Source organism: Gracilibacillus ureilyticus, assembly GCF_900111195.1.
GTDB lineage: Bacteria > Bacillota > Bacilli > Bacillales > Amphibacillaceae > Gracilibacillus > Gracilibacillus ureilyticus.
On the sequence record NZ_FOGL01000021.1, the window covers coordinates 1 to 22,401 of the forward strand.

General features: G+C 39.8%; 20 protein-coding genes and 1 riboswitch. Of the genes, 9 read left to right on the forward strand and 11 right to left on the reverse strand.

Annotation, left to right across the window (positions count from 1 at the left end; genetic code table 11):
• Positions 1 to 152: 152 nt before the first annotated feature.
• Positions 153 to 1,493 (reverse strand): sodium-dependent transporter, encoded by a 1,341-nt coding sequence (locus BMW36_RS16905; RefSeq protein WP_089743297.1) that lies wholly within the window; start codon positions 1,491 to 1,493, stop codon positions 153 to 155.
• Between the two features lie 188 nt (positions 1,494 to 1,681).
• Positions 1,682 to 2,227: a VUT family protein gene (locus BMW36_RS16910; protein WP_089743299.1), complete on the reverse strand. Its 546-nt coding sequence runs from the start codon at positions 2,225 to 2,227 to the stop codon at positions 1,682 to 1,684.
• Between the two features lie 144 nt (positions 2,228 to 2,371).
• A riboswitch (PreQ1 riboswitch) is annotated at positions 2,372 to 2,419 on the reverse strand.
• Positions 2,420 to 2,547: 128 nt separating this feature from the next.
• On the opposite strand from BMW36_RS16910, the gene BMW36_RS16915 reads away from it, so the two are divergent.
• The 5 genes from BMW36_RS16915 to BMW36_RS16935 all read left to right on the forward strand — a co-directional run bounded on the left by BMW36_RS16915 (position 2,548) and on the right by BMW36_RS16935 (position 5,930).
• Positions 2,548 to 3,630 carry a YibE/F family protein gene (locus BMW36_RS16915; protein WP_089743301.1) on the forward strand — a complete coding sequence of 361 codons (1,083 nt, stop codon included), beginning with the start codon at positions 2,548 to 2,550 and terminating at the stop codon, positions 3,628 to 3,630.
• Positions 3,627 to 4,388 carry a YibE/F family protein gene (locus BMW36_RS16920; protein WP_089743303.1) on the forward strand — a complete coding sequence of 254 codons (762 nt, stop codon included), beginning with the start codon at positions 3,627 to 3,629 and terminating at the stop codon, positions 4,386 to 4,388. The genes BMW36_RS16915 and BMW36_RS16920 overlap by 4 nt, the downstream gene beginning before the upstream one ends.
• 76 nt (positions 4,389 to 4,464) lie before the next feature.
• Positions 4,465 to 4,866 carry a MarR family winged helix-turn-helix transcriptional regulator gene (locus BMW36_RS16925; protein ID WP_089743305.1) on the forward strand — a complete coding sequence of 134 codons (402 nt, stop codon included), beginning with the start codon at positions 4,465 to 4,467 and terminating at the stop codon, positions 4,864 to 4,866.
• A gap of 120 nt (positions 4,867 to 4,986) precedes the next feature.
• Entirely contained in the window at positions 4,987 to 5,649 is a 663-nt protein-coding gene (locus BMW36_RS16930; protein WP_089743307.1) for a hypothetical protein, read from the forward strand.
• Positions 5,649 to 5,930 (forward strand): hypothetical protein, encoded by a 282-nt coding sequence (locus tag BMW36_RS16935; protein ID WP_089743308.1) that lies wholly within the window; start codon positions 5,649 to 5,651, stop codon positions 5,928 to 5,930. The genes BMW36_RS16930 and BMW36_RS16935 overlap by 1 nt, the downstream gene beginning before the upstream one ends.
• A 69-nt stretch (positions 5,931 to 5,999) precedes the next feature.
• Here the strand turns inward: BMW36_RS16935 and BMW36_RS16940 are convergent, their stop codons facing one another.
• From BMW36_RS16940 to BMW36_RS16965, 6 genes are all read right to left on the reverse strand, one after another.
• Positions 6,000 to 6,458: an RNA polymerase sigma factor gene (locus tag BMW36_RS16940; protein ID WP_089743310.1), complete on the reverse strand. Its 459-nt coding sequence runs from the start codon at positions 6,456 to 6,458 to the stop codon at positions 6,000 to 6,002.
• Between the two features lies 1 nt (position 6,459).
• Positions 6,460 to 7,542 (reverse strand): outer membrane lipoprotein-sorting protein, encoded by a 1,083-nt coding sequence (locus tag BMW36_RS16945; protein WP_089743312.1) that lies wholly within the window; start codon positions 7,540 to 7,542, stop codon positions 6,460 to 6,462.
• 1 nt (position 7,543) lies between these two features.
• A complete protein-coding gene (locus tag BMW36_RS16950) occupies positions 7,544 to 9,013 on the reverse strand; it encodes a sensor histidine kinase (protein WP_089743314.1) in 1,470 nt (489 codons plus the stop codon).
• Positions 9,010 to 9,711 carry a response regulator transcription factor gene (locus BMW36_RS16955; RefSeq protein WP_089743316.1) on the reverse strand — a complete coding sequence of 234 codons (702 nt, stop codon included), beginning with the start codon at positions 9,709 to 9,711 and terminating at the stop codon, positions 9,010 to 9,012. The genes BMW36_RS16950 and BMW36_RS16955 overlap by 4 nt, the downstream gene beginning before the upstream one ends.
• Positions 9,712 to 9,832: 121 nt before the next feature.
• Entirely contained in the window at positions 9,833 to 9,955 is a 123-nt protein-coding gene (locus BMW36_RS20765) for a hypothetical protein (protein WP_281243069.1), read from the reverse strand.
• Between the two features lie 143 nt (positions 9,956 to 10,098).
• Positions 10,099 to 15,306 (reverse strand): AAA family ATPase, encoded by a 5,208-nt coding sequence (locus BMW36_RS16965; RefSeq protein WP_175480510.1) that lies wholly within the window; start codon positions 15,304 to 15,306, stop codon positions 10,099 to 10,101.
• A gap of 109 nt (positions 15,307 to 15,415) precedes the next feature.
• Here BMW36_RS16965 and BMW36_RS20210 point away from each other — a divergent pair, with 109 nt between their 5' ends.
• The gene (locus BMW36_RS20210) at positions 15,416 to 15,565 is read left to right on the forward strand and encodes an anti-repressor SinI family protein (protein ID WP_245711731.1); all 150 of its coding nucleotides are present in this window, start codon (positions 15,416 to 15,418) and stop codon (positions 15,563 to 15,565) included.
• 11 nt (positions 15,566 to 15,576) lie between these two features.
• Here the strand turns inward: BMW36_RS20210 and BMW36_RS16970 are convergent, their stop codons facing one another.
• Complete coding sequence (locus BMW36_RS16970; RefSeq protein WP_089743321.1) at positions 15,577 to 16,302, reverse strand: response regulator transcription factor; 726 nt, start codon at positions 16,300 to 16,302, stop codon at positions 15,577 to 15,579.
• A 632-nt stretch (positions 16,303 to 16,934) separates the two neighbouring features.
• On the opposite strand from BMW36_RS16970, the gene BMW36_RS16975 reads away from it, so the two are divergent.
• The gene (locus BMW36_RS16975; protein ID WP_089743323.1) at positions 16,935 to 17,921 is read left to right on the forward strand and encodes a glycoside hydrolase family 43 protein; all 987 of its coding nucleotides are present in this window, start codon (positions 16,935 to 16,937) and stop codon (positions 17,919 to 17,921) included.
• Between the two features lie 16 nt (positions 17,922 to 17,937).
• On the forward strand, positions 17,938 to 19,191 hold the full coding sequence (locus BMW36_RS16980; RefSeq protein ID WP_089743325.1) for an oligosaccharide MFS transporter: 1,254 nt from the start codon (positions 17,938 to 17,940) through the stop codon (positions 19,189 to 19,191).
• Between the two features lie 57 nt (positions 19,192 to 19,248).
• Here BMW36_RS16980 and BMW36_RS16985 read toward each other — a convergent pair whose 3' ends face one another.
• Positions 19,249 to 19,761, reverse strand: a complete 513-nt coding sequence (locus tag BMW36_RS16985; protein WP_089743327.1) for an acyl-CoA thioesterase — start codon at positions 19,759 to 19,761, stop codon at positions 19,249 to 19,251.
• A gap of 551 nt (positions 19,762 to 20,312) precedes the next feature.
• On the opposite strand from BMW36_RS16985, the gene BMW36_RS16990 reads away from it, so the two are divergent.
• Positions 20,313 to 20,894 (forward strand): thioredoxin family protein, encoded by a 582-nt coding sequence (locus BMW36_RS16990; RefSeq protein WP_089743329.1) that lies wholly within the window; start codon positions 20,313 to 20,315, stop codon positions 20,892 to 20,894.
• A gap of 75 nt (positions 20,895 to 20,969) precedes the next feature.
• Here BMW36_RS16990 and BMW36_RS16995 read toward each other — a convergent pair whose 3' ends face one another.
• Positions 20,970 to 22,349, reverse strand: a complete 1,380-nt coding sequence (locus tag BMW36_RS16995) for a Glu/Leu/Phe/Val family dehydrogenase (RefSeq protein WP_089743331.1) — start codon at positions 22,347 to 22,349, stop codon at positions 20,970 to 20,972.
• Positions 22,350 to 22,401 lie beyond the last annotated feature (52 nt).

Genomic DNA, 22,401 nt, shown 5'->3' on the forward strand with positions numbered 1-22,401 from the left:
GTTCTTCACAATTCAGCTTTTTCGCTCTTTTCTGATGATGAAACCATGTTTGTTCTTCACAATTCAGCTTTTTCGCTCTTTTCTGATGATGAAACGATATCGCTAAAAAAAAGACAACCAATTAAAGATTGCCTTTCCCTATCTATACTGAACTAATTTCCGAAAATTCCTAATAAATTCACATACACGACAATGATCGTAACTGGCACAATCCATGTCATAACAAATCTCCAGCTTTTATACCAGAACTGCGATATATTGTTTGACAGGTGAAATTGTTCTGCAACCAGTGCCTTATCCATCCGGTGCATAATAAATATAGCAATTAAAAAACTGCCGAGCGGCAACAGCATATTACTTACTAAATAGTCTGTTGCATCAAACACGGTCCGACCGTATATTTTAAATTCACTTAATGTACTCATCGACAGAGCCGCTGGTATACCTGCAATGAACATGACAAATCCTGAGATCCAGGTCACTTTCCTTCTTGATCTTTTTCCACTCTCGGTAAATGCCGATACGATAATTTCCAATAAACTAAACGAAGAAGTTAATGTTGCGAACAGGAACAGCAGTAAAAATAGACTAAAGAATACTTCCCCTAGTGGAATTTGTGCGAAAACTGTCGGCAGAATAATGAATAATAAACCAGGGCCTTCTGTCGGCTCCATTCCAAAAGCGAAGACTGCCGGAAAGATTGCCAGACCTGCCAAGAGCGATACGAAAATATTCATCATAACAACAGACGATGCTGATGCTGGAATGCTCACTTTTTTTCCTAAATACGAACTGTAGGTTACCATACAGGAAAATCCGACAGCTAACGCAAAAAAGGATTGTCCAAGGGCATAGAGTACGCCCTCCCCTGTAATTTTGGAGAAATCCGGATTCAGAAAAAAGGAGATCCCCGTCATTGCGCCATCTAATGTAATGGAACGAACGACAAGAATAAGAAAGAAAATAAATAATAATGGCATCATATACTTATTCGCTTTTTCAATTCCGTTTTTAATTCCGAGTGATATGACTAAAACATTAATTAATAAAAAGACAGCTAAACCGATTAATGTAATTAAAGGCGACGAAGTGACACTTCCAAACAGTGCCGGGTAATCCGCTCCTTCTTTGATAACCTGTCCCGTTACGGACATCATACTGTAAATAAATACCCAGCCTCCAACAACACTGTAAAAAGACAGCAGCAGGAAACAGCCAAGCACACCAAGCTGTCCGATAAGCTTCCATTGACTGTTCGGAGCCAGCGTCCTGTAGGCGGTAATAGCTTCTTTCTTCGCACCACGGCCAATAATAAATTCGGAAATGAGCATAGCAAGTCCGATCACAAGCGTAAAAATAATAAAAATTAGAAAAAATGCCGCACCGCCGTTCATCCCTGCCACGTATGGAAATTTCCATATCGCGCCGAGTCCGATCGCAGCACCTGCCGAAGCCATAATAAAGCCAATTCTTGAGGACCATTGTTCCCGCATTTTTTCTCACACCCCTTTCTTCTCTATTTGACTATTATAAGCATAAAGGGAAACTCCCGCAAACATCGCTGGACTTATCTGATGTCATGCAGCCTCACACCCATTTTCCCCAAAACACTCAGAATTAGCCATCGCTTCCCTGCATAAAAAAGAAGCTATCTTCCCATGAAAATAGCTCCTCTTCCCTTTTACTGCTGGGCAACGACTTGTTTTTGTTTCACTATATATACTTGATTCAGAACAAGTGCGCCAATCATTTGAATAATAGTTTTTGCGATAATTTGTCCAAAAATTGCTGCAGGTACTGCTTCCCATGGCAGCATTCCGGCTCCAAGCGGACTGAGTCCAATAATTACAAATACGACAGAATCAAGAAACCCGCCGGCAACCCCGCTGTAAAAGACACGCCATGCGATTGGCAGTTTTAGTCTTGTATAGATTTCCGTATCGGCTGTTTCTGAAATAATAAATGAAAGTGCAGATGCTGCGACAATCATTAATGTATCACCAAGCAGGGAAGACACTACTGCTGATAAAATTAACGCGGTAAAAATAAATAAGTAAGTTTTAGCTCTTCCATACTTATTCTGTACAAGGTCACGGAAAATAAAGGTCGCTCCAATAAACAGTGTTCCCATCGGAATAATAAAAACACCGAACTGCAGTGGCATAAAGGCAGCTGTCACCACATTTGCTGTAACAATTGAGATTAAATATAAAAGTATACGTAACATATAATAGCTCCTCTTTCTTTTTTAATTTGCTGCAAAGAAAAAGACCCCTCGCAGTGAAACGTCCCGCGATAGAGGTCATAGCAAAACAGAACCAGGCCAACAAAATAAAAAAACCACATCCTTATGGACATGGCTTATCATCATGTATCCATAGTTTTTTATAGAGGGTTTACAGCTATGAACCTCTCCCGACCGGGTATTCAATTCCTAACTATCATAATGGAGAAGTGAACGTCTGTCAATAGAACCCGCTCCAATTGATAGACAATCCACTCTTCCTCTTCTATACTTTACATAGAAAAATGGCTGGAGTTGGTTTAATGGAAATAAAAAAATATATAATCTATTTGCTTGTTGTTATCAGTTTTATCGGTTCCATGATTTTTGTTAACAATAATTATAATTTTTATGACAGGACAATCGTGAAGGTGACGGATACATCAGAAACAAGCAGAACTGAAATAATAGATGAATACGAAAATAAAGACACGATGGTTCACCAGCAAATTACCGCAGTGATTCAGAATGGTGAAAGTAAAGGAGAGACAATGGAGCTTGAGAATCAATATTCGGAATCACAGTCGATCCATTCCCAGCTGAAGAAAGGCACGGAATTTTTTCTTGCGAATGACGGGATCTCGGTCGGGGATATAAAACGTGATAAATATGTCATTTTCGTTGCCTGGATATTTATCCTGATTTTACTGCTGGTCGGTAAAAAGCAAGGTGCACTGTCTGTTGTCAGCCTTGCAGTCAATGCTGTCATTTTATCCATTGCGCTGGATATTTATATCAAGAATCCAGAAAATAGTCTGCTCATCATCTGTGGCATTAGCATCATACTTTTTACTGTTCTGTCGCTAATAATGGCAAGTGGCTGGAATCAGAAAACATTTACCGCCATCATTGCGACATTGCTCGGTACCTTGACTTCTCTTGCGATCGCTTATTTTGCCCTATTTGTCACAGGGGAACAAGGACTGCGTTATGAAGAAATGTCCTTTCTCAGCAGACACCCGCAAGTTATTTTTATGGGCGGATTATTAATCGGGTCACTGGGCGCGGTGATGGATGTGGCGATAACGATGGCTTCTTCTATTTTTGAATTATATGAAAAAAATCATCAAATAAAGTTGAGCACACTGAAAAAGTCGGGGCTTGAGATCGGCAAAGACATTATGGGAACAATGACGAATATTTTGTTTTTTGCATATGTGAGCGGAACGATCCCTGCATTACTGCTTTATTTTAAGAATGAATCCCCGCTCGGATTTACTCTTTCAATGAATCTCTCGGTAGAATTGGCACGTGCATTGGCTGGCGGAATTGGGATTGTCTTAACAATTCCTATCACATTGTATATGGCTATATTCTTTATTAAACGAAAGCAGGCGAGACTATGAATGTATTAGTTTTATTAGCGGTTATTCTGTTTATCCTGATGGCATTGATTGGCGGGAAAAAAGGCATCAAATCATTTATCGCACTTTTTTTAAATTTTGTTGTTGTCATCATCACTGTCCTAATGATGAATGATCCTAATGCAGATCCTGTTCTCCTCACATTGCTTGCATGCGGGATTATCAGTGCAATCAGCCTTTTTTACATTAATGAAATCAACAGCAAAACAAAGATGGCATTTTTAGCAACAATCTTGACAACCGTATTATTGCTGACATTTATCTTTATTATGACTGAAAAATCAATGATCCAGGGATTCAGTGAAGAGGAATCAGATGGTTTAACCATTTTTTCTGTATATATCGGAATTGATTTTGTAAAAGTTGCTGCTTCAGTCATTATTATGAGTACGATCGGGGCAATTGTCGATACAGCCATTTCGATCACTTCACCAATGAAAGAGATTCATCAGCACAATCCTGGTATTTCGAGAAAAGAACTGTTTATGTCAGGGATACGAATAGGCAGAGATATTCTTGGAACAAGCAGTAACACTTTATTTTTTGCTTTTTTTGGCGGCTATATGGGCTTGATCATCTGGTTCAAGGATTTGTCGTATTCTTTAGGAGAGATCATTAATTCCAAAGTGTTCAGTGATGAAATGATTACGATATTGACTGCCGGTATCGGCGTAGCAGTAGTGATTCCGGTCGCATCAGGGATTACTGCCTATCACTTGATTGCTAGTCAGAAGAAATAAGATTGTTTCCAATTGGCAGTAATCACAATTCATTATATACTTAATTTATAATTAAACAATTTTAGGTTGTGATGAAATGGCGGAAAGCAATATAGAAGTGATCATGCGCGGAATGCTGGAAATACAGCAAAAGTCCCGCAGATTTGCAGATTTATTATGTGAAGGGGAATCTTTATCACAGACCCAGCTCATTCTTCTCATTCAGATGAAGATTAATAATGGATTGAAAGCTTCTCAAATTGCCGAGTTTTTAAGTGTTACCCCAGGTGCGGTTACTTCGATTTGTGACAAATTGGAAAAGTTGGGTCATATAAAGCGTGTAAGGGAAAATGAAGATCGCCGTGTTGTGAAAATGGTGTTAACAGATTCTGGAGAAAAAAAGGTGGAGGAGCTTTTTCTTAAGTTTCCGCAAGGGAAATTGGAGGAGATTGAAAAAGTATTATTACAGGTAAATCAATTAATGAGCACCGTTTTTTAAGGATTTCATATCTAATGAAATCCTTTTTTTATGCTTGACAAAAGGGTTGGTCCTGTATTTTAATTATTATATATTTCAATTATTGAAATATATAATAATTAAACAAAGGTGGTAAAGCTAATGACAAAGATGGATGCGTTGCGCAGCATCACTTTTACCAGTGGTGCAATACACGAACTTTCCGAAGCGTATGATGTGGTTAAGATACGCGGCTCCGTTTCATTCCACCATGAGGCAAACCTGAAGAGAATCTCCACACATGGCCACAGTGTTTTTCATTCCAACGTGATCACAGAACTTTTGCAGAATTCCGGTTCATGTACAGTGAAAGGGAACTGTACGGCAAGTAAAGCAGAGAATACCGGAAACCTGAAACTGAGCTCTGCCGAGATTAATCATCTATCTAGTGCCGGCAAGCTCTCTATCAGTGATTCCCTAAAGGCGGATAAGCTTGACGCCATTGGTATGTTACAAGGGAAAAAATTTCACGTGAAACAATTCTCGCTCCGCTTAGCAAGTGAAAGTCATATCAGCCGTTTAATAACAGAGGAGGCAAGGGTTGAAAAAGACCGGAAATCTTTATCGCTTTTTAAAAAGAGACTGATTTGTCATTATATAAAAGGTGAGAACATAAAACTTACATGTACAGAAGCAGATATTGTAGAAGGCGATTTTGTCGAAATTGGCGATAATTGTGACATTAAAAAACTCTACTATACGAAAGGCTGCACCATATCTCCCAACGCCAATGTTCATCAATTGACCCGGAGGGATTTAGTGTGATGATTATTAGTAACATGCTTGTTCGTTTTCTGTTCCTGCTCAGCATCCCTGTTTTGGCCGTTCTGTATGCAGGGCTGCTGGTTAGTGCATTAATTTCTGTCATTGCTGGCCTGTTGAGGACATTTGGCTTTGAGCAAATTAAAATGAGTCTTTGGCAGGGAATGGATCTCCCGGCTGCACTGAGTATTCCATTATCATTAGCGGTGGCAGCAATTCTTGTTACAGGATCTTTTTTCGTGGGAAGATCGATCCGCTATTGTGTAAGGAAATTAGCAAGATAGGAGGAAACAAAATGCCTGTCGTTTGCTGGTTGACCAGAAATGACAGGCATCAGAATAGCCATTCTTTATTTAACTTAACAATTTTAGCCTCTGTTTTTTATTTTGCTTTAATAAAAATTCTCTGCTTTGATATAAACTCTTTGTTACATGCTGCCGGGACACTTGGAAAATAGAGCTTATTTCATCAATCGAGAGGGAACTGACAGAAGCTAATCCGAGAATTAACCTGTCATGAACAGGGAGCATCATAATGGCATCATGACTCCTTTCTCTCACCTCAACTCTTTTCACAAGCAGGGAATTCCCCACATAATTTTTGACATTTTCATATAACACTTGCGGATTCCATTCCCTTGAGGGATAATCGCGATAAAGCTGTGTAAAGATATCCATCGCTATCTTTTCTGCAGCACCGGCATCCCCGGTGATTAGGAAACATAACTGATAAACATCCTTCTTATGCTTTTTCACAAACTCTTTCAATCTTCTTTTATCTGTAAAATAAAACGGCAAGGAGATCCCTCTCATTTTATTCCTCCACAAATTCCAGGTTTTCTGCTATTTCAATTAAATCTTCTTTTGTCAGATCAGCGTTTTGAGCAAGCAGAGAGTAACGGAGTCCATCCTCATCCCAAATTAAATTTTGAATCACATCATCCATATAAACGGCATCCACTCCTCTTACCTGGATCTCTTCTTCACTTTCCATACCTGCTGATAAACCTTCGCCTTCCGGTGATTCAAACGATGTTAACAGAAACTGAACAATACTATCTTTTTCAAACTGCTGATTAACTTCTGTCCTGTTAAAAGATTCCATTTCAAATTTATCGATCATTACCAGGTCATAGTCTTTACTTGTCAGAACCGGCTGACCATAGATCTCAGCAGCTTCTGCTAATGTAACTTCTTCTGCAGGATCTGTTTCATCCAGTGGCTTAATTTCTACACCTTCCGGCAGATCCATCACAAACGTATTCTCATCAAATGAAGGATTTACCTTCAATTCATTCACAGTGTAAGTGATACTTAATTCATCAGTCTTTGAAATATTCTTCACAATAAACCAGTGATCTGTTGTAATCCAGTATTCCTCTTCCCCTAATGCAGCGTCTTCCTTCTTAGGAACTGCCTTGATATGATATGTGTTGAAACCATTTAATTCTTCTTCCCCAATAATTTCAATATTATGTGTCTCTCTCACACGTTTTAAAGCCTCATCCATTTGCTCGCGGTGTGTCTGGCCAGCTAACTGCCCTTCCATTTCCGGTGAATCCATCTCAAATGCTTCATCTTGTAAGCTGGAGTAGAAAATAACTTTTTCTCCATCATTTACGCTCATCGATTTTTCACCATTAGCTGTTTCTGAAGCAACCTTAGTCCGGCCATTTTTGTTGTCATTCCATTGTTCAATGATGGAATCATCAATTTTTTCCTCACCCTGGAATACCTCAAATTGGGCTTTCATATAATAACCATCTAATGCGCCGTTTTCCTCTACTGCTTTTGCAACAATCTGATCAGGAGAATATTGTGCCAATTCTTCCTCCGAACATGCTGCTAAAAGAAAACCAATACTTAACACTGCTATCATACTAAATAATTTTTTCATTTTATTCTCTTCCTTCCTTTATTTGAAATTTCATTACAATAACTGTTCCTTTATTTTCGAAAGACCATAATTTCATTTCGCCATGATGCTTCTCCGCAATCCGTCTCGCAATATTCAGTCCGAGGCCTGTATGTTTGGTCTGATAGGATGTTCTTGCCTCTTCACCTTGGTAAAATGGTGTGAATACCGATTCAGTGTCCTGAATTGCCGGACCTTCATTTTGCACAACCAGAACCGCCTGATCTGCTCTAAATTGATCCAGTTCTTCCCTTACTTCTTCAAAAACCCAGCTTGGCAATTCCTGATGTTTGTCAAAAACAGCCAGGCCGATTGCTTTACCTTCCGGCGTATACCTTAATGCATTACTCATCAGGTTATCAAGATAACGCACCATCTGCCGGTCATTCATTTGACACGTACCGCTGATCAGATTCCATTTTTCTAAATGGATCTGTTTCTGTCTTGCCAGTTCGTCATAACCTTCAAACAGCATATCAAAAAATTCCTCTGCATCTACTGTCATCAATTCCATATGATACTGGGTGGATTGAAGCTTGGCATAAATGGTCAAATCTTCAATCATGCCTTTTAAATGACTCGATTTATTTTTAATAATCTGTAAATATTCTTTGCGTTCCTTTTCTGATAAACCTTGCTCATCCTGTAATGCTTCTGCATATGCTTGAAGAGAGGTTAGGGGTGTCTTTATATCATGGGAAAAAGATGCCATCATCAGTTGTTTTTCTTCTTGTTCCTGTTTTGCGGCTGTCTGGGCTGCCTGTATTTTCTCTTGCATTTGCGTAAAATGCTGCATTAACTGCCCGATTTCATCCTTCTTTTTGTGACGGAAACCAATCATTTTCTTTCCAGATGCGAATAAGGACATCCCTTCCATCAATTCCTTCAGCGGACGGTGCAGCTTCCTGTGAAGCATCCAGATCACTACAGCATATACAAGGATGAATAGGAACAGAAATCCAATAATCATCAGGTTTCTTCTAAGCTGGACACCATGCACCCATTCAGACCTGTCAATACTAATTTCATAGACCCCCTGGATTTGATCATTCTGGTATACAGGTTTTTTCACTGTAAAAGCTCCGAATTCCATGTCGTACTGGTAAAGACCTTGTAAAATTTGCGAGCGGCTGATTTGGTCGATTGTCACTGTATCCATACTGGAATCGTAAACCCGTACGCCATCATAGCGGTAAAGCTTGATTGTCGTATCAGGTGATATGACATCTTCCGTCAGCTTTGCTTCAATTTCGCTTTTTGGCTGCACCTGGTAAAGTTTCGGGTTATCCAATGCTTGTTCAATGGATTGTATCTTCTCATATATTTCCAGCGTGTCTGCCAGCCTTTTTGACTGGTCCCACTCCTGGACAAGAATGAAAAATCCATAGGCGGCTACAAGCGGCAGAAGCATAACAACCAAATAAGAGATCATCAACCATGTTCTTATTTTCATTCCATCTTCTCCCCAATAAACCGGTAGCCTGTGCCCCAGATTGTTTCAATCCACTTCGGCTCCTTCATTTGTTCACCAAGCTTCGTCCTGAGACTTTTGATATGAACATTGATGGTGTTGTTGCCCATTCCCTCAACTTCTCCCCAGACATGCTCGTATAATTCTGATTTGGAGAAAGTTCTGTTAGGATGCTGTATAAAAAGTTGAAGCATCGCAAATTCTTTTGATGTTAATAGAATTTCTTTTTCATAAACGTAAACGAGCCGTTGTTCACCATTGATTACCAACCCATCATTAAACTTTATCTCGCTGCTTTGCGGTTCAATACCCTGATAACGCTGGTACCTTCTTAAATGGGAGTTTATTCTTGCCATCAGTTCGGCTAAGCTGAATGGTTTCGTAATGTAGTCATCCGCTCCCAGGTCAAGTCCTTTAATTTTTGCTTCATCTTCTAATTTTGCGCTAATAATCAGTAAGGGAATGTCGCTATTCAGCCGAATATTTTTACATAGCTGAAAACCGTCCATTTCCGGAAGCATGAGATCAACAAGCACTAAATCAAAACTCCCCTGATTAAAATCCTCCCAACCCTCTTTTCCGGTCGACGCCCACGTTACAGCAATACCTTGACGGAGAAGATGATCTCTGCATATCCGGGCAATCTCCAGATCATCTTCTACGAGTAAAATAGAAACCATGGTAACTACCCCTCTCACAATTACGATTGTAAAGCAATTTTCTGCTCATCTATCAAATTTAATAATTATTTTATAATTGCACAAATTTTGCCTGTTTGCAGATTCTGCTCCCTTCTTGCAACTACCGCTCCCTTCTTGCAACTTCTGCTGCTCTTCTTGCAACTTCCGCTCCCTTCTTGCAACTTCCGCTCCCTTCTTGCAACTTCCGCTGCTCTTCTTGCAACTTCCGCTGCTCTTCTTGCAACTTCCGCTCCCTTCTTGCAACTTCCGCTGCTCTTCTTGCAACTTCCGCTGCTCTTCTTGCAACTTCCGCTGCTCTTCTTGCAACTTCCGCTCTATCCGCTAATTTTCTGCATGTTTGAAAAAGTCTAGCGTCGCCGCTAGACTTTACACTTCTATTCTTGCATTCTCTTCTTCTACTTGATCATACACTGTCTCATCAGCAATGGGAATAGAAAAAGCAAAGATACTGCCCTCTCCCTCCGTACTCTCCACCCAAATCTCGCCATTATGGCATGCAATGATTTCTTTGCTGATCGCGAGACCTAATCCGTTTCCGCCCGCTGCCCTTTTCGTATAATATCTGTCAAAAACGTAAGGGATATCTGCTCGCGCGATACCATCCCCTTCATCTTTAATAGAGAACACGGCATCTTCCGTATCAGAAATGGACAGAACAAGCTCAATTGTGCCGCTCTCCGTGTGTTTCACAGCATTTGAGACTAGATTAGCCATGACCTGTTCCATTCTCATTACATCCACTTCTATCAGTGGAAACTCGTTTTCAGAATCTATCTTTAACTGATGAGAGAACTTGAGGCCAGCCTGCTCCACTTCGAGCGAAAATACTTTGCAGAAATGGCGGTATAACTGATCGACAGGAATGGCTTCCATGGAAAAATTCATATTGCCTGTTTCTAACTTTGAGAGATCAAATAAATCTTTCATAAGCTGATCTAATCCGCTCACCCTGTTCTGAATGATTCGGAGAAACTCTATCTGTTTGTCAGAATCAGAGACAACGCCATCAAGCATTGCCGTCAAGTATCCCTGGACTACGGCAATTGGCGACTGCAGGTCATGAGAAATATTTGATAACAGATGCTTCATTTTTTCTTTCGAATTAGTTAATTCCTGATTCACATCAGTCAGTGCCTGATTTGTTTCATTTAAAAGTTTTGTCCGCTTTCTTACCTTTTCTTCTAAATCAGCGTAAAGGTAGGCATTTTCAATGGAGACTGCTGCCTGTGATGTGATTAATGTTAGTATACTCAGCCGTTCCTGTGTAAAAATGTGTGTGGATTGATTGTTCTCCATATACAATACGGCAACAAGTTTATCCTGATAAATAATCGGAAGACATAATACCGATTTCGCACAAGCCTCCTGAATATACCTATCCTCGGTAAAATTCCCTTGTACTGCCGCATTATCTAACACTACCACTTCCCTGCTGTTCACAACATAATGTACAATAGGCCTGGAAAATCTCTGTATATCCCCCGCATTGCCGGACTGGACTGTTTCCCCATTGTAATAATGATAGGAAACTAACTCGATCTTTCCCCCTTTATTCAGTAAAAAGGAAGCATGTTCTGCACCCGCATATGTGAGCACAATTTCCATTAAGCGGTCAATTAAATCAGCTAACACAACCTCGCTTGAAATAATTCTGGCAGCCTCAAAGATAGCTTTCGTATCAAGCTGGTTAACAGATGTTAAACCAACAGTGAAACTGTCTTTTGTTGTAAGCAGCAAATCCTGATGGGACGCTTTTATCTGATTGGCAATGTTCACAGCACCCCAGTTTACATAGCCGTTATAAGCTTCTGTCATATAGGATTTCGCAATTTGCGGAAGACCTTTAGCAAGGTAAAATTGGGCGGCACAATAATTCGCAACTGCGGTATCCTGAAGAAAGCCATTTTCCTGCGCAAGTTCTATTGCCTGATGATATAAAAATTCCGCTCGCTGGTGTTTTTTGTTTAGCTTCACCAACTCTGCCTGAACGATCAAATATTTATGGCGGTAATTCGCAGGAGAATGTTTGGCCCATTTTTTTAACTTGGCAAGATTTTTTTTCAGTTTTTTATACTGGCTTTTTCTTGTAATGATTCTTTCATCCATCAGTTTTATTAACCATAACGAATGATAGAAGAAATACTCAGGTGCTACAATTAATACAAGGGTGTTATCAACAAGCGGCTCTAGTTCTTTTATTAAAACCTGTGCTACATTACGGTTGTTCAACAGATATGCCAGCTGTAAACGGGTAGTTTTATGAATGATAGCAGCAGATTTATCATCAGTAAAGTCAGGAAAATCCCATGCAGGCTGTTTATCTGGTGCAGTAAGTACAGAGATCCATTCAGACAGTTCTGCCAGATAATCACTCGTTATTGCATATTCATTCTTTCTTGCAAACATTAACTGGCGGTCGATCCCTTCCTGAACCTGTTCGAGATGGTCACCTTTCAAATACTGGGCGAGTACGATAAAAGCCCCTGTCGCTCCGGCTAAGTGCAAATTCCCTGTCTCGATACTCAATTGCTGCGATTGCTCCAGATAGTCCAGATTATAGCTGAGATGTTCTTTCCAGTGGTTGACAAAGCTGCCGAAGACGAAAAGCACGCGTGCCTGTAATGCTCTGTCACCAGACCTTTTCACATGCTCCATTGCCAGTTTTCCAAATTCGAAGCTTCCTTCATAATCACCAAAACCGGCACTGAGAGTTAAGGCATAATTGTTGTAAACAAGTGCAGACACATCCATGTCACCAACCTTTAATGTCTGCCGTAATGCCCGCAGCATTAAAATTGTGGCAAGATTCTGGTTAAAATGATATGTAGGTGCATTCGTGTTAATCAATGTTCGCAGCACCTGGTGCTGATCTCTGTCAGTTACTGGCTCAATTTTTAACAAATCGGCACTTTGCTTCCTTCCCAGCGCAAGCTTTGTCAGCAGATATTCTTTCCCTACCGTTAACTTACCCGGATTCCTTTTTATATCAAGTCCAAATAACCGGACACCAGCAAGTCCTGACTCTGTTGCCTTCTGTACTTCATGGATATGGACATACAAAGTTATTTTTAAATTGTAAATATAAAGTTTTTCCTGATCTGTTCTGGCATGCTGCAACGCCTCTTCCAATGTACTTTCCGCCTCTTCAAAACGCTGGTTCAAATATAACGTTTCTCCGTACCCAACCATTATTTCAAATGCTTCTTCATAATTTGTTTGCCATTTTCGTTCAGGTAATAATTTAAATGCCATCTCGTAATAGGTGAGTGCGGTCTGGAAGGCTGCCGCACCTTTTGCTTTCCCACCTGCGATACAGTTCCATTTAATTAATTCATTTAATTGTTTTTCTGACAGACTTGATTGGCATATATTCAAATGGTTGACGAGGGCAAAAATATTTTCTTCAATTTCTTCATCCGTGTAATGCTGAAACAATTCTTCGGCTATTTTTAAGTGGGTCAATTCCCGCTCTTCCATCGACATGGAGGAATAAAAAGCCTGTTGAATTTTATCATGCAAGAAACAATAAGATGGCGGGTAATTCTGAAGCAATAGCTCATTTTCATTTGGATACACCCACTTATAACTCGTATCCATCGGCAAAATGAGCCCCTCCTCCAATCCCTCCCATAACTGTTTTGCTATAATTTCATAGTTTTCGCCTGTAATCGTTTTTAACATTGTCAGATTAAACTGGCTTCCAATACATGCAGCGATTTGCAGAAGTCGTATTGTCCGCTCAGGCAGTTTATTAATTTGCTTCATAATAAATGCCAGCATCGTATCTGTGACAGGAATCTGGGGCAATTCCTGCAGATTTATTTCCCAGATGGCCCTGCCCCAGTCAAAGCGGATAATCTGTTCCTGATACAGCAGCTGCAGCAGTTGATTGATGAAAAAAGGATTCCCTTTTGTAATCCGAAAGATTAATTCCACTAAAGGTTCGAGCGTTTCTGCTTCCAGTCCGAGAACCTCACTGATCCATTGGTTGATATCCGCTTTGGATAAAGGATGAACCGGTATGCGGTCTATTATAACATCCTCTTGTTTTAACTGTTTTAAAAGTATTTCGAACGGATGGCCAACCTCTACTTCGTTATCACGGTAAGCCCCGATAACAAGTAAGTTTCTTTTACCAGGGTTTACTAATAAATGCTTCATTAAATCAATGGTTGCACTGTCGGCCCACTGCAGATCATCAATAAATAAAACGAGTGGATGGTCCTCTGCTGCGAACACATCAATGAAATTTCTTACAGCTAACCGGAAACGGTTGTGAATACCACTTGGTGGCAAATCCGGGCCATCTTCCTGCTTACCAATTAACCATTCTATTTCAGGCAGGAAATTGGCGATAATCCATGCATTATTCGCAAGAGATCGTTTCAACTTCTGCTTCCAAATTTCAATACTCTGGCTGTCCTCTGCCTGTATTTGCCTGATTAAAGAACGAAATGCCTCCATTAACGGCGCATAAGGAATATGTTTTTGAAACTGCACAAACTTTCCTGAGATATAGTAGCCTCTTTTGTGTAAAAGCGGTTTTTGCAGTTTTTGAACAAGGGCTGTTTTCCCGCTTCCAGATGTACCTGGTATGAGTAATAGCAAAGGTTTGCCGTCTTTCACCTTTTCAAAGCTTTGCAACAGCTGTTTCTGTTCTTTTTCTCTTCCATAAAGCTTATGGGGTCTCTCTAATGTTGGATGTGCATCAAACTCCCCAAGTGAGAACTGCTGCATCCCTCTGGGAGAGTGAAAGTCATGGAAACATTTCTCTAAATCCCGCTTTAAACCTTCTGTACTCTGGTAACGTTTTTCCGGCATTTTAACTAGCAGCTTCATAATGATGTTGGAAATAATATGTGGGATGGTTGGGTTTATCTCATGTGGAGGCCTTGGTGTCTGCGCAAGGTGGGCATGAATCAGTTCAGCAGCATCCTTTCGCTCAACAAATGGAACCTGGCCTGTTGCCACTTCATAAAGCAACACACCTAAAGAATACAAATCTGTCCGGTAATCTATCGGCCGGTTCATTCTGCCTGTTTGTTCCGGGGATATATAGTGAATCTCTTCTAAATGGTATGGCGTTATATCCACTTTCAGCATTTCATTCGCAAGCATTGTTGACTGATGAAAGCCTGTTAATCTGATCTGTCCTGTACTATCATCATAGATTACGTGATTCGGATGGATCGACTTATGAATAATGTTCTTCTGGTGAACCGAAAAAAGGATTGTCGTTAATTTTATTGCCATCTCCAAAAAGGAGTTCACATCAAAGGAATGATTTTTTTGTAACCAGTCGGTTAAACGCTCTCCTTTAAAAAACTCCATAATCACATATGGCTGCTCCTTATCCTTCTCCAGTGCTACCGGCTGAAGGACACCGTAAGGCTCTTTTTCGATTAATGTGTAGTATTCATGGACCAGTTCAGCTTTTGACTGCGGATTCGCCTGACTGTTTAGAGTCTTTATCAAAACTTTATGATTCTGATGCAGGGAAACAGCCTTGTACAGCACATATGTATCAGAAATGACCATTTTATCAGTTAAATTGTAATTAAATAATTTATTCATCTGAATCATCCCTAAAAATTCTAAATTTTAAAATAATTTTAACTGCTCTTTAGCTCCTTTTTAACTTTGTTGTTTATACTGTTTATTGTAAGAGTAAAGGAGGATCTGTATGTTAGACGCTATGCAACAAAACTCCAGTCACGAACAGAAATTAGACAAAGAATGGTTAATTCTTCTCATGATTGCCAAAAAACAAGGCATATCAAAACAACAGGTAAGAGACTTTATAATTGATAGAAAATTAAATAAAGATAAATAGGTTGCAAGGTATCACATTTTCTCTATCTGATTAAATTTATAACCAATCCCGCGTACTGTTTCAATATACTTAAGGTTACTATTATTCTTTTCCAGCTTCTTCCTTAGGTTGCTGATATGCACCATGACCGTCCGATAATCTCCTAAACTGTTTTCATCCCAGATTAATTCAAATAATTTTTCAACACTAAAAATTTTCCCAGGGTACTGGGCTAACAGGCATAATATCTGGAATTCCTTCGCAGATAACCGCAATATCTGGTTTTCCAGTTTTACGACAGCACTGTCCATGTTAATTTCTAAACCTGGATACTCAATGAGGGAAGAATCATTTCGGGAAGCTTCCTGTTTCCTGGTTCTGTTGGACAAATCCCGGTATCTGCGTAAATGTGCTTTTATTTTGGCTAAAATTAATGGAGGGCTTGTATCTTTCTCAATAAAGTCATCCCCTCCAACACTAAGTGCCAGTATTTTATCCATGTCCTCCTGTTTAGAGCTTAGGAAGATAATCGGAATATCGGTTATTTTTTTAAGTTCCTGGCACAGTTCATACCCATCCAGCTTTGGCATCATCACATCTAAAATAATCAGATCAGGCAGCTCCTGTTCTACTATGGTTAATGCCTCCATACCGTCTTCTGCCAGCAATATGTGATAACCGTTCGATGTCATATACAGTTCCAGCAATCTGCGAATATCCTCATCATCATCAACTATTAATATTTTTTCACTTGCCAATATAATCCCCCTGCCTTAAATTGATTAATTGTCTTTCTTTTTCATAGGTAATAAAAACCATGACTGTAATAATCAGTATACCAAATTAGTAACGGAACTACAGTAAAATTTTCTGCTTTTACCAAGCTATCTGCCACCATCCCCTGTAAACCTTCAAAATACGACTCAATCTCCTAATTCCCGGGTTCCATTCATTAGTATATTTCTACTATTATATAACACATATCTGATTACTTGTCAGTAATATTTTCTATTAGAGATCTGATCGCTGGAAAAAATCTAGCCCGATTAACTTATTGACAGGTTATTTATAATATTAATTATAATGTACGTACATATAGTGAAGCGTTTACAGGTTTTTGTACAAGTCTACCGCTTCATCCCCCTAAATACCAAGCATCCATTGGATTATTGAGCGGTTTTATAAAGCACTTACATTATTATTCAGTAAATTAACACAACAAAATGGTTAACTGGAGACCCTCTTGCACTTTATCAATTTGTTTAACAAGTTTTTATAAATAAATTTGACACTTATACGTATAAGTGTTATTCTTCCATAATATAAGCGGGAAACATTCCCCTGAATTTTGAAAGTGAATACAGAAAATATTTTTGAGAGGTGTATACATATGCAAAAAGAAATTTTGAATCCAATCGTTTTACAACGTGCTGATCCATTTGTTTACAAACATACGGACGGTTATTACTACTTCACCGGTTCACATCCTTTATATGACCGGATTGTATTAAGAAGAGCGAAAACATTAAATGAACTGCATGATGCAGAAGAAGCGGCTGTTTGGTGGAAGCATGAAAGCGGTCCATTAAGTGAACTGATCTGGGCACCGGAAATTCACCGCGCTAATGACAAATGGTATATCTATTTTGCTGCAGCACCTGATACAAACATTGATGATGATACTTTCAATCACAGAATGTATGTTCTTGAAAACGCATCAGATAACCCGATGGAAGGAAATTGGGTGGAAAAAGGTGAAGTGGATACCGGAATGTCAACGTTCGCATTAGATGCCACAACATTTTTCCACAATGGTGAGCAATACTACGTTTGGGCACAGCAGGATTTAGATATTAAAGGCCACTCCAATCTGTATATTGCAAAAATGGAGAATCCATGGACATTAAAAACGGAACCTGTCATGCTTACGAAACCAGAGCTTTCATGGGAAATTAAGGGATTCTGGGTAAATGAAGGGCCTGCTGTTTTAATTAAGAATGGAAAGGTGTTCATTACATATTCAGGCAGTGCAACCGGTGTGGACTACTGTATGGGATTACTGACAGCAAATGAAAGCGATGATTTGCTTGACCCTGCTTCATGGACAAAAAGCCAGGAACCAGTTTTCCAGAGTTGTCCGGAAAATAGTCAGTATGGGCCTGGTCACAACAGCTTTACGGAATCTGAGGATGGAAAAGATACCATTTTAATTTACCATGCAAGAAACTATACAAATTTAGTCGGAGACCCGCTTTATGAACCAAATCGTCAGGCGAGAGCGCAGAAAATCGATTGGGACAAAGATGGTAATCCAGTATTCGGCAAACCTGTCCCTGATGACAGATGGACACCTAAGACACCAGATGTTTTAAAATAAGAAGGAGTAGACAACCATGAACAATCTTAAACAGTTAAAATTTTGGAATTTCGGCGGGATATATTATTTTTACTTCATGATATGGGCATTAATTTTCGCCTTTTTACCTTTTTGGTTAAATAAAACAGCCCACCTTGATACAAGTGTTTCCGGACTGGTATTCTCAGCGATGGCAATCACTGCCCTTATTCTGGAACCGCTCTATGGTATTATCCAGGATAAACTGGGCTTGAAAAAATATCTATTTGGTTTTGTTGTATTATGTCTTTTATTTATCGGACCATTCGTACAATTTGCATTCATTCCTTTGCTTGAAATCAATGCAATATTCGGTGCGATCGTCGGCGGGGCCTATTTAAGTTTATGTCTTAATGGCGGTGTTGGGGTTGTCGAAGCTTATATGGAGAGATCCACACGTGCCAGCAACTATGAATATGGACATGTCCGTTTATTTGGTTCCCTTGCGGGTGGTACGGCTGCATTTATTGGTGGTATTATGTTCGTCCGCAATCCATACAGCATTTTCTGGGCATGTACAGTATCAGCAGTAATTCTTGGTGTGCTTTTATGGACATTGCGTGTGAAGAAAGAAGAAAAAGAAGCAGTTCATTCACCTGAAGTAACAGAAGAAGAAACACCTGTAACAAAGGAAAACATCCTCAATGTATTCAAGAACCGAAGCTTCTGGGGATTCTGTATTATGATGATTGGTATTGCTACAATGTTTGATGTATTTGATCAGCAGTTCCCTAATTATTTTGCAAGCTTTTTCAGTGATGCATCAAGAGGTGAGCTTGTTTTCAGCCGGATTGCTTCTGTACAGGTTTTCCTTGAAGCGGGTTTTATGGTATTAGCACCATGGTTTATTAACAAAATTGGTGCGAAGAATGGTCTGATTCTGGCAGGTATTGTCCTGTTTGTCCGTGTAATAGGCTCCGCATTCTTAACAGAAATCTGGATGCTTGCTACATGGAGACTTTTAGCAGCAATTGAAATGCCGTTAATGTTAGTTTCTATTATGAAGTACATTACGAGTGTATTTGATGTGCGTTTATCAGCAACTGTATATATGCTTGGCTTCAACTTTGCAAAACAGGTAGGTATCTCGATCTTCTCCTTTGTAATGGGTTACTTATACAACCTTATCGGTTTCCAGAGCGGATATGTCGTATTGTCTATCATTATTCTAGTATTTGTTATTGCTGGGGCAATGATTATGAGAAGTGAGAAGTTTTATAACGACAGTAACAGGAAGCTAGCTGCTGCCTGACGAAGAAAATAATTTACGGCCACCTGCCCGATTTGAAAAGGCGCAGGTGGTCTTTCTTTATTCCCACGGTGTCTCAATATGAAGATTTTTCGCTAACTCTTTACTCGCTTTTCTTCTTTTTTTCCTTGCTTCAACACGGTCTTTGGCTGTTTCATACAGGTATTTCTCTTCCTCCGATTCAGGAATTACATTGGGGACTTGAACCGGCTTACCCTCTTCATTTAGTGCAACAAAGGTCAAAAATGCGGTTGCCGCAATTGTCCGTTCTCCTGTGAGCAAATTCTCTGCAATCACTTTAACAAATACTTCCATTGAACTTCTTCCTGTCCATGTGACAAACGATTCCAAGCAGACAGAATGGTTGGGAGGGATCGGAACAAGGAAATCGACAGAATCCGTCGAAGCAGTTACAATCGGGCTTCTCGCATGCCTCATAGCAGATATTGATGCGATATCATCAATATAGCTCATTAATTTCCCGCCAAAAAGTGTTCCATTGTTATTCGTATCTGTTGGAAAAACATGACTAATTTTAACAGCACGTGATTCCTTACTATATACATCTCTCATTGCTATCACCTATTTCCGTAAATATTAATCGCCGGTATTCGAAACAATAATGAAGTAAGCCTAGTATAACACCTTTGCTGTAAAAGTATGATTGTTCCTGCCTTATGGTGGAGCGTACTTCTTGGATTCTCTCGTTTATTGATGATTAAACACCCTTTATTTTTCATAACTTCCTGGAATTCCTTCCTTCTGATGATTAAACACTCCTTATTCTTCTCAAACTCCTCGGTCTTCCTTTCTTCTGATGATTAAACACTCCTTATTCTTCTCAAACTCCTCGGTCTTCCTTTCTTCTGATGATTAAACTCCTCTTATTCTTCTCAACTTCCTCGATCTCCTTCCTTCTGATGATTAAACTCCTCTTATTCTTCTCAACTTCCTCGATCTCCTTCCCTCCGATGATTAAATGTCTCTTATCCTTCCGTACTCATCAGTTTTCGTAGCTCATCAAAATTACTTCTGAAACTTTCCTTGAGAGCAAATTAATTGAATAAACCGCCTCAAATTTGGTATCGTTTTCATAAGAGAATATCAGATAGGAGGAATTAGGAATGGCTTTTACATTGGAACTTGGAGAAAAGGCGCCGGATTTTCATCTTCCCGCTACAGATGGCCAGTCATATCGTTTGTCAGATTTTAATGATGCTAAGGTTCTCGTTGTTTTCTTTACTTGCAATCATTGTCCTTTCGTAATTGGTTCAGATGAAGTGACACGGGCGACGGCAGAAAAGTTCGCTGATCAGGGTGTTCAGTTTGTTGGCATTAATTCCAATAGTGCGAAAACGAATCCTAGTGACTCATTTGAAGGAATGGTAAAACGAATGAAAGAGAATTATTTCCCATGGGTCTACCTTCATGATGAATCACAAGATGTGGCGAAAGCATATGGGGCATTAAGAACACCACACTTCTATGTATTTGATCAAAACCGGGAACTTATTTACACCGGTCGTGCTTTAGACAATCCACGTGAATCAGAAAAAGCAACAGTTAACGATCTGGAAAATGCACTGACAGACCATTTGGCAGGAAGGAAAGTTTCTGTACCATTAACGAACCCTCTCGGCTGTAATGTGAAATGGGATGGAAAAGACGCACACTGGATGCCGGCAGAGGCATGTGATCTTGTCTAGCCTTTTGATTAATTAATATGCCAGTCACCTGTTAAGTCTGACAAGTGACTGGCATTATTCATGAACTCAATTCAATCAGTAAAGTTTCCCATGACGATAAAGGATTGTTGCCAGCTTGGTAATCGCCAGAATATAGCAATTATCCCTTAATGGATGAGGGTCTCCAAAAAAATCTGGTAACAGGGAGTCCATCGTCTGCTTCATTTTGTCGTACAGTTTTTCAAAAACTTCTGATTCGCTGTAAAACTGTGTCTGACGTCCCTGAAGCCATTCATAATAGGAAACAATCACACCACCCGCATTTGCGAGAATATCCGGAATCACAATAGATGCACGCTTATTCAGCACTTCATCCGCTTCCCCGCTTACTGGAGCGTTGGCACCTTCTACAATTACCTTTGCTTTTACCTTTTCCACGTTATCCTCACGTATTTGGTTACCTGTTGCTGCAAGGATAAGGATATCTGTGTCGATATACAGGATTTCATCCCGGTCCATGATCTCGGCCTTCACGCCGGCTTCTGCTAGTTCCTGTTCAGATAATGGCAGCTCACGATCTCTGCCTGTAGTATATTTTACTAACTGTGGTATATCCAGACCTTCTTCATTATATAAGGTGACGTTACGGTCGCTTACGGCAATCACCTTATTATTCAGCTTATGACAGTTATAGGCATCAAGCGCCGCAACGGAACCTACATTTCCGAAACCCTGAACAGCTAGTTCAAGCGGCTTGTCAGCCAGTGACAACGCTGTCTTGGCAAACGGACTGTTCATTTCCTGCAGCCATCTCTGATTCTTTTTGACAAAGTCATGCATTAAATACTGCAGCGTAAAATAAACACCCTTTCCGGTTGCTTCTCTTCTGCCGAGGGATCCGCCATTTCCCACACTTTTACCTGTAAAACTACCTAAGTATGGGTGACCCGGGTTAATGCTCTTATACTCTGCCATCATCCAGTCCATCTCACGTGCACTTGTACCCATGTCAGGTGCAGGTATGTCTTTATCAGGACCGATAATATCACTAAAGTTCCGCACATATTTTTTACAAATCTGCAGAATCTCCTGTACACTGAATTCCCTCGGGTTAATGGAAATCCCGCCTTTTCCTCCGCCAAACGGAACTTCATGCAGGGCATTCTTCAATGTCATTAATGATGCAAGGTTCGTCACTTCCTCTTCATTAACCGATTCATGGAAGCGAATTCCTCCTTTATAAGGTCCGAGCGTATTATTATGCTGAATCCGGAATGCCGGAATTCGTACAATTTCCCCGTTATCCATTGAAATGCGCAGGAAAGATTTATGAATATGATTCGGTGTGGAAAGAATTGCTGATATGGAGCGGAATGCTTTTTCACGATCTTTATCCTCCAGATCGGGTAAAAAACTTTTTTCATTCATTAGCGCATCTAGTGAATTTTTGACGATCATGCCTGTATTCTTTGCCATTTCGATACCTCTTTTCACCATATATTCTTTTAAAAAAACCAGCCACAAAGGG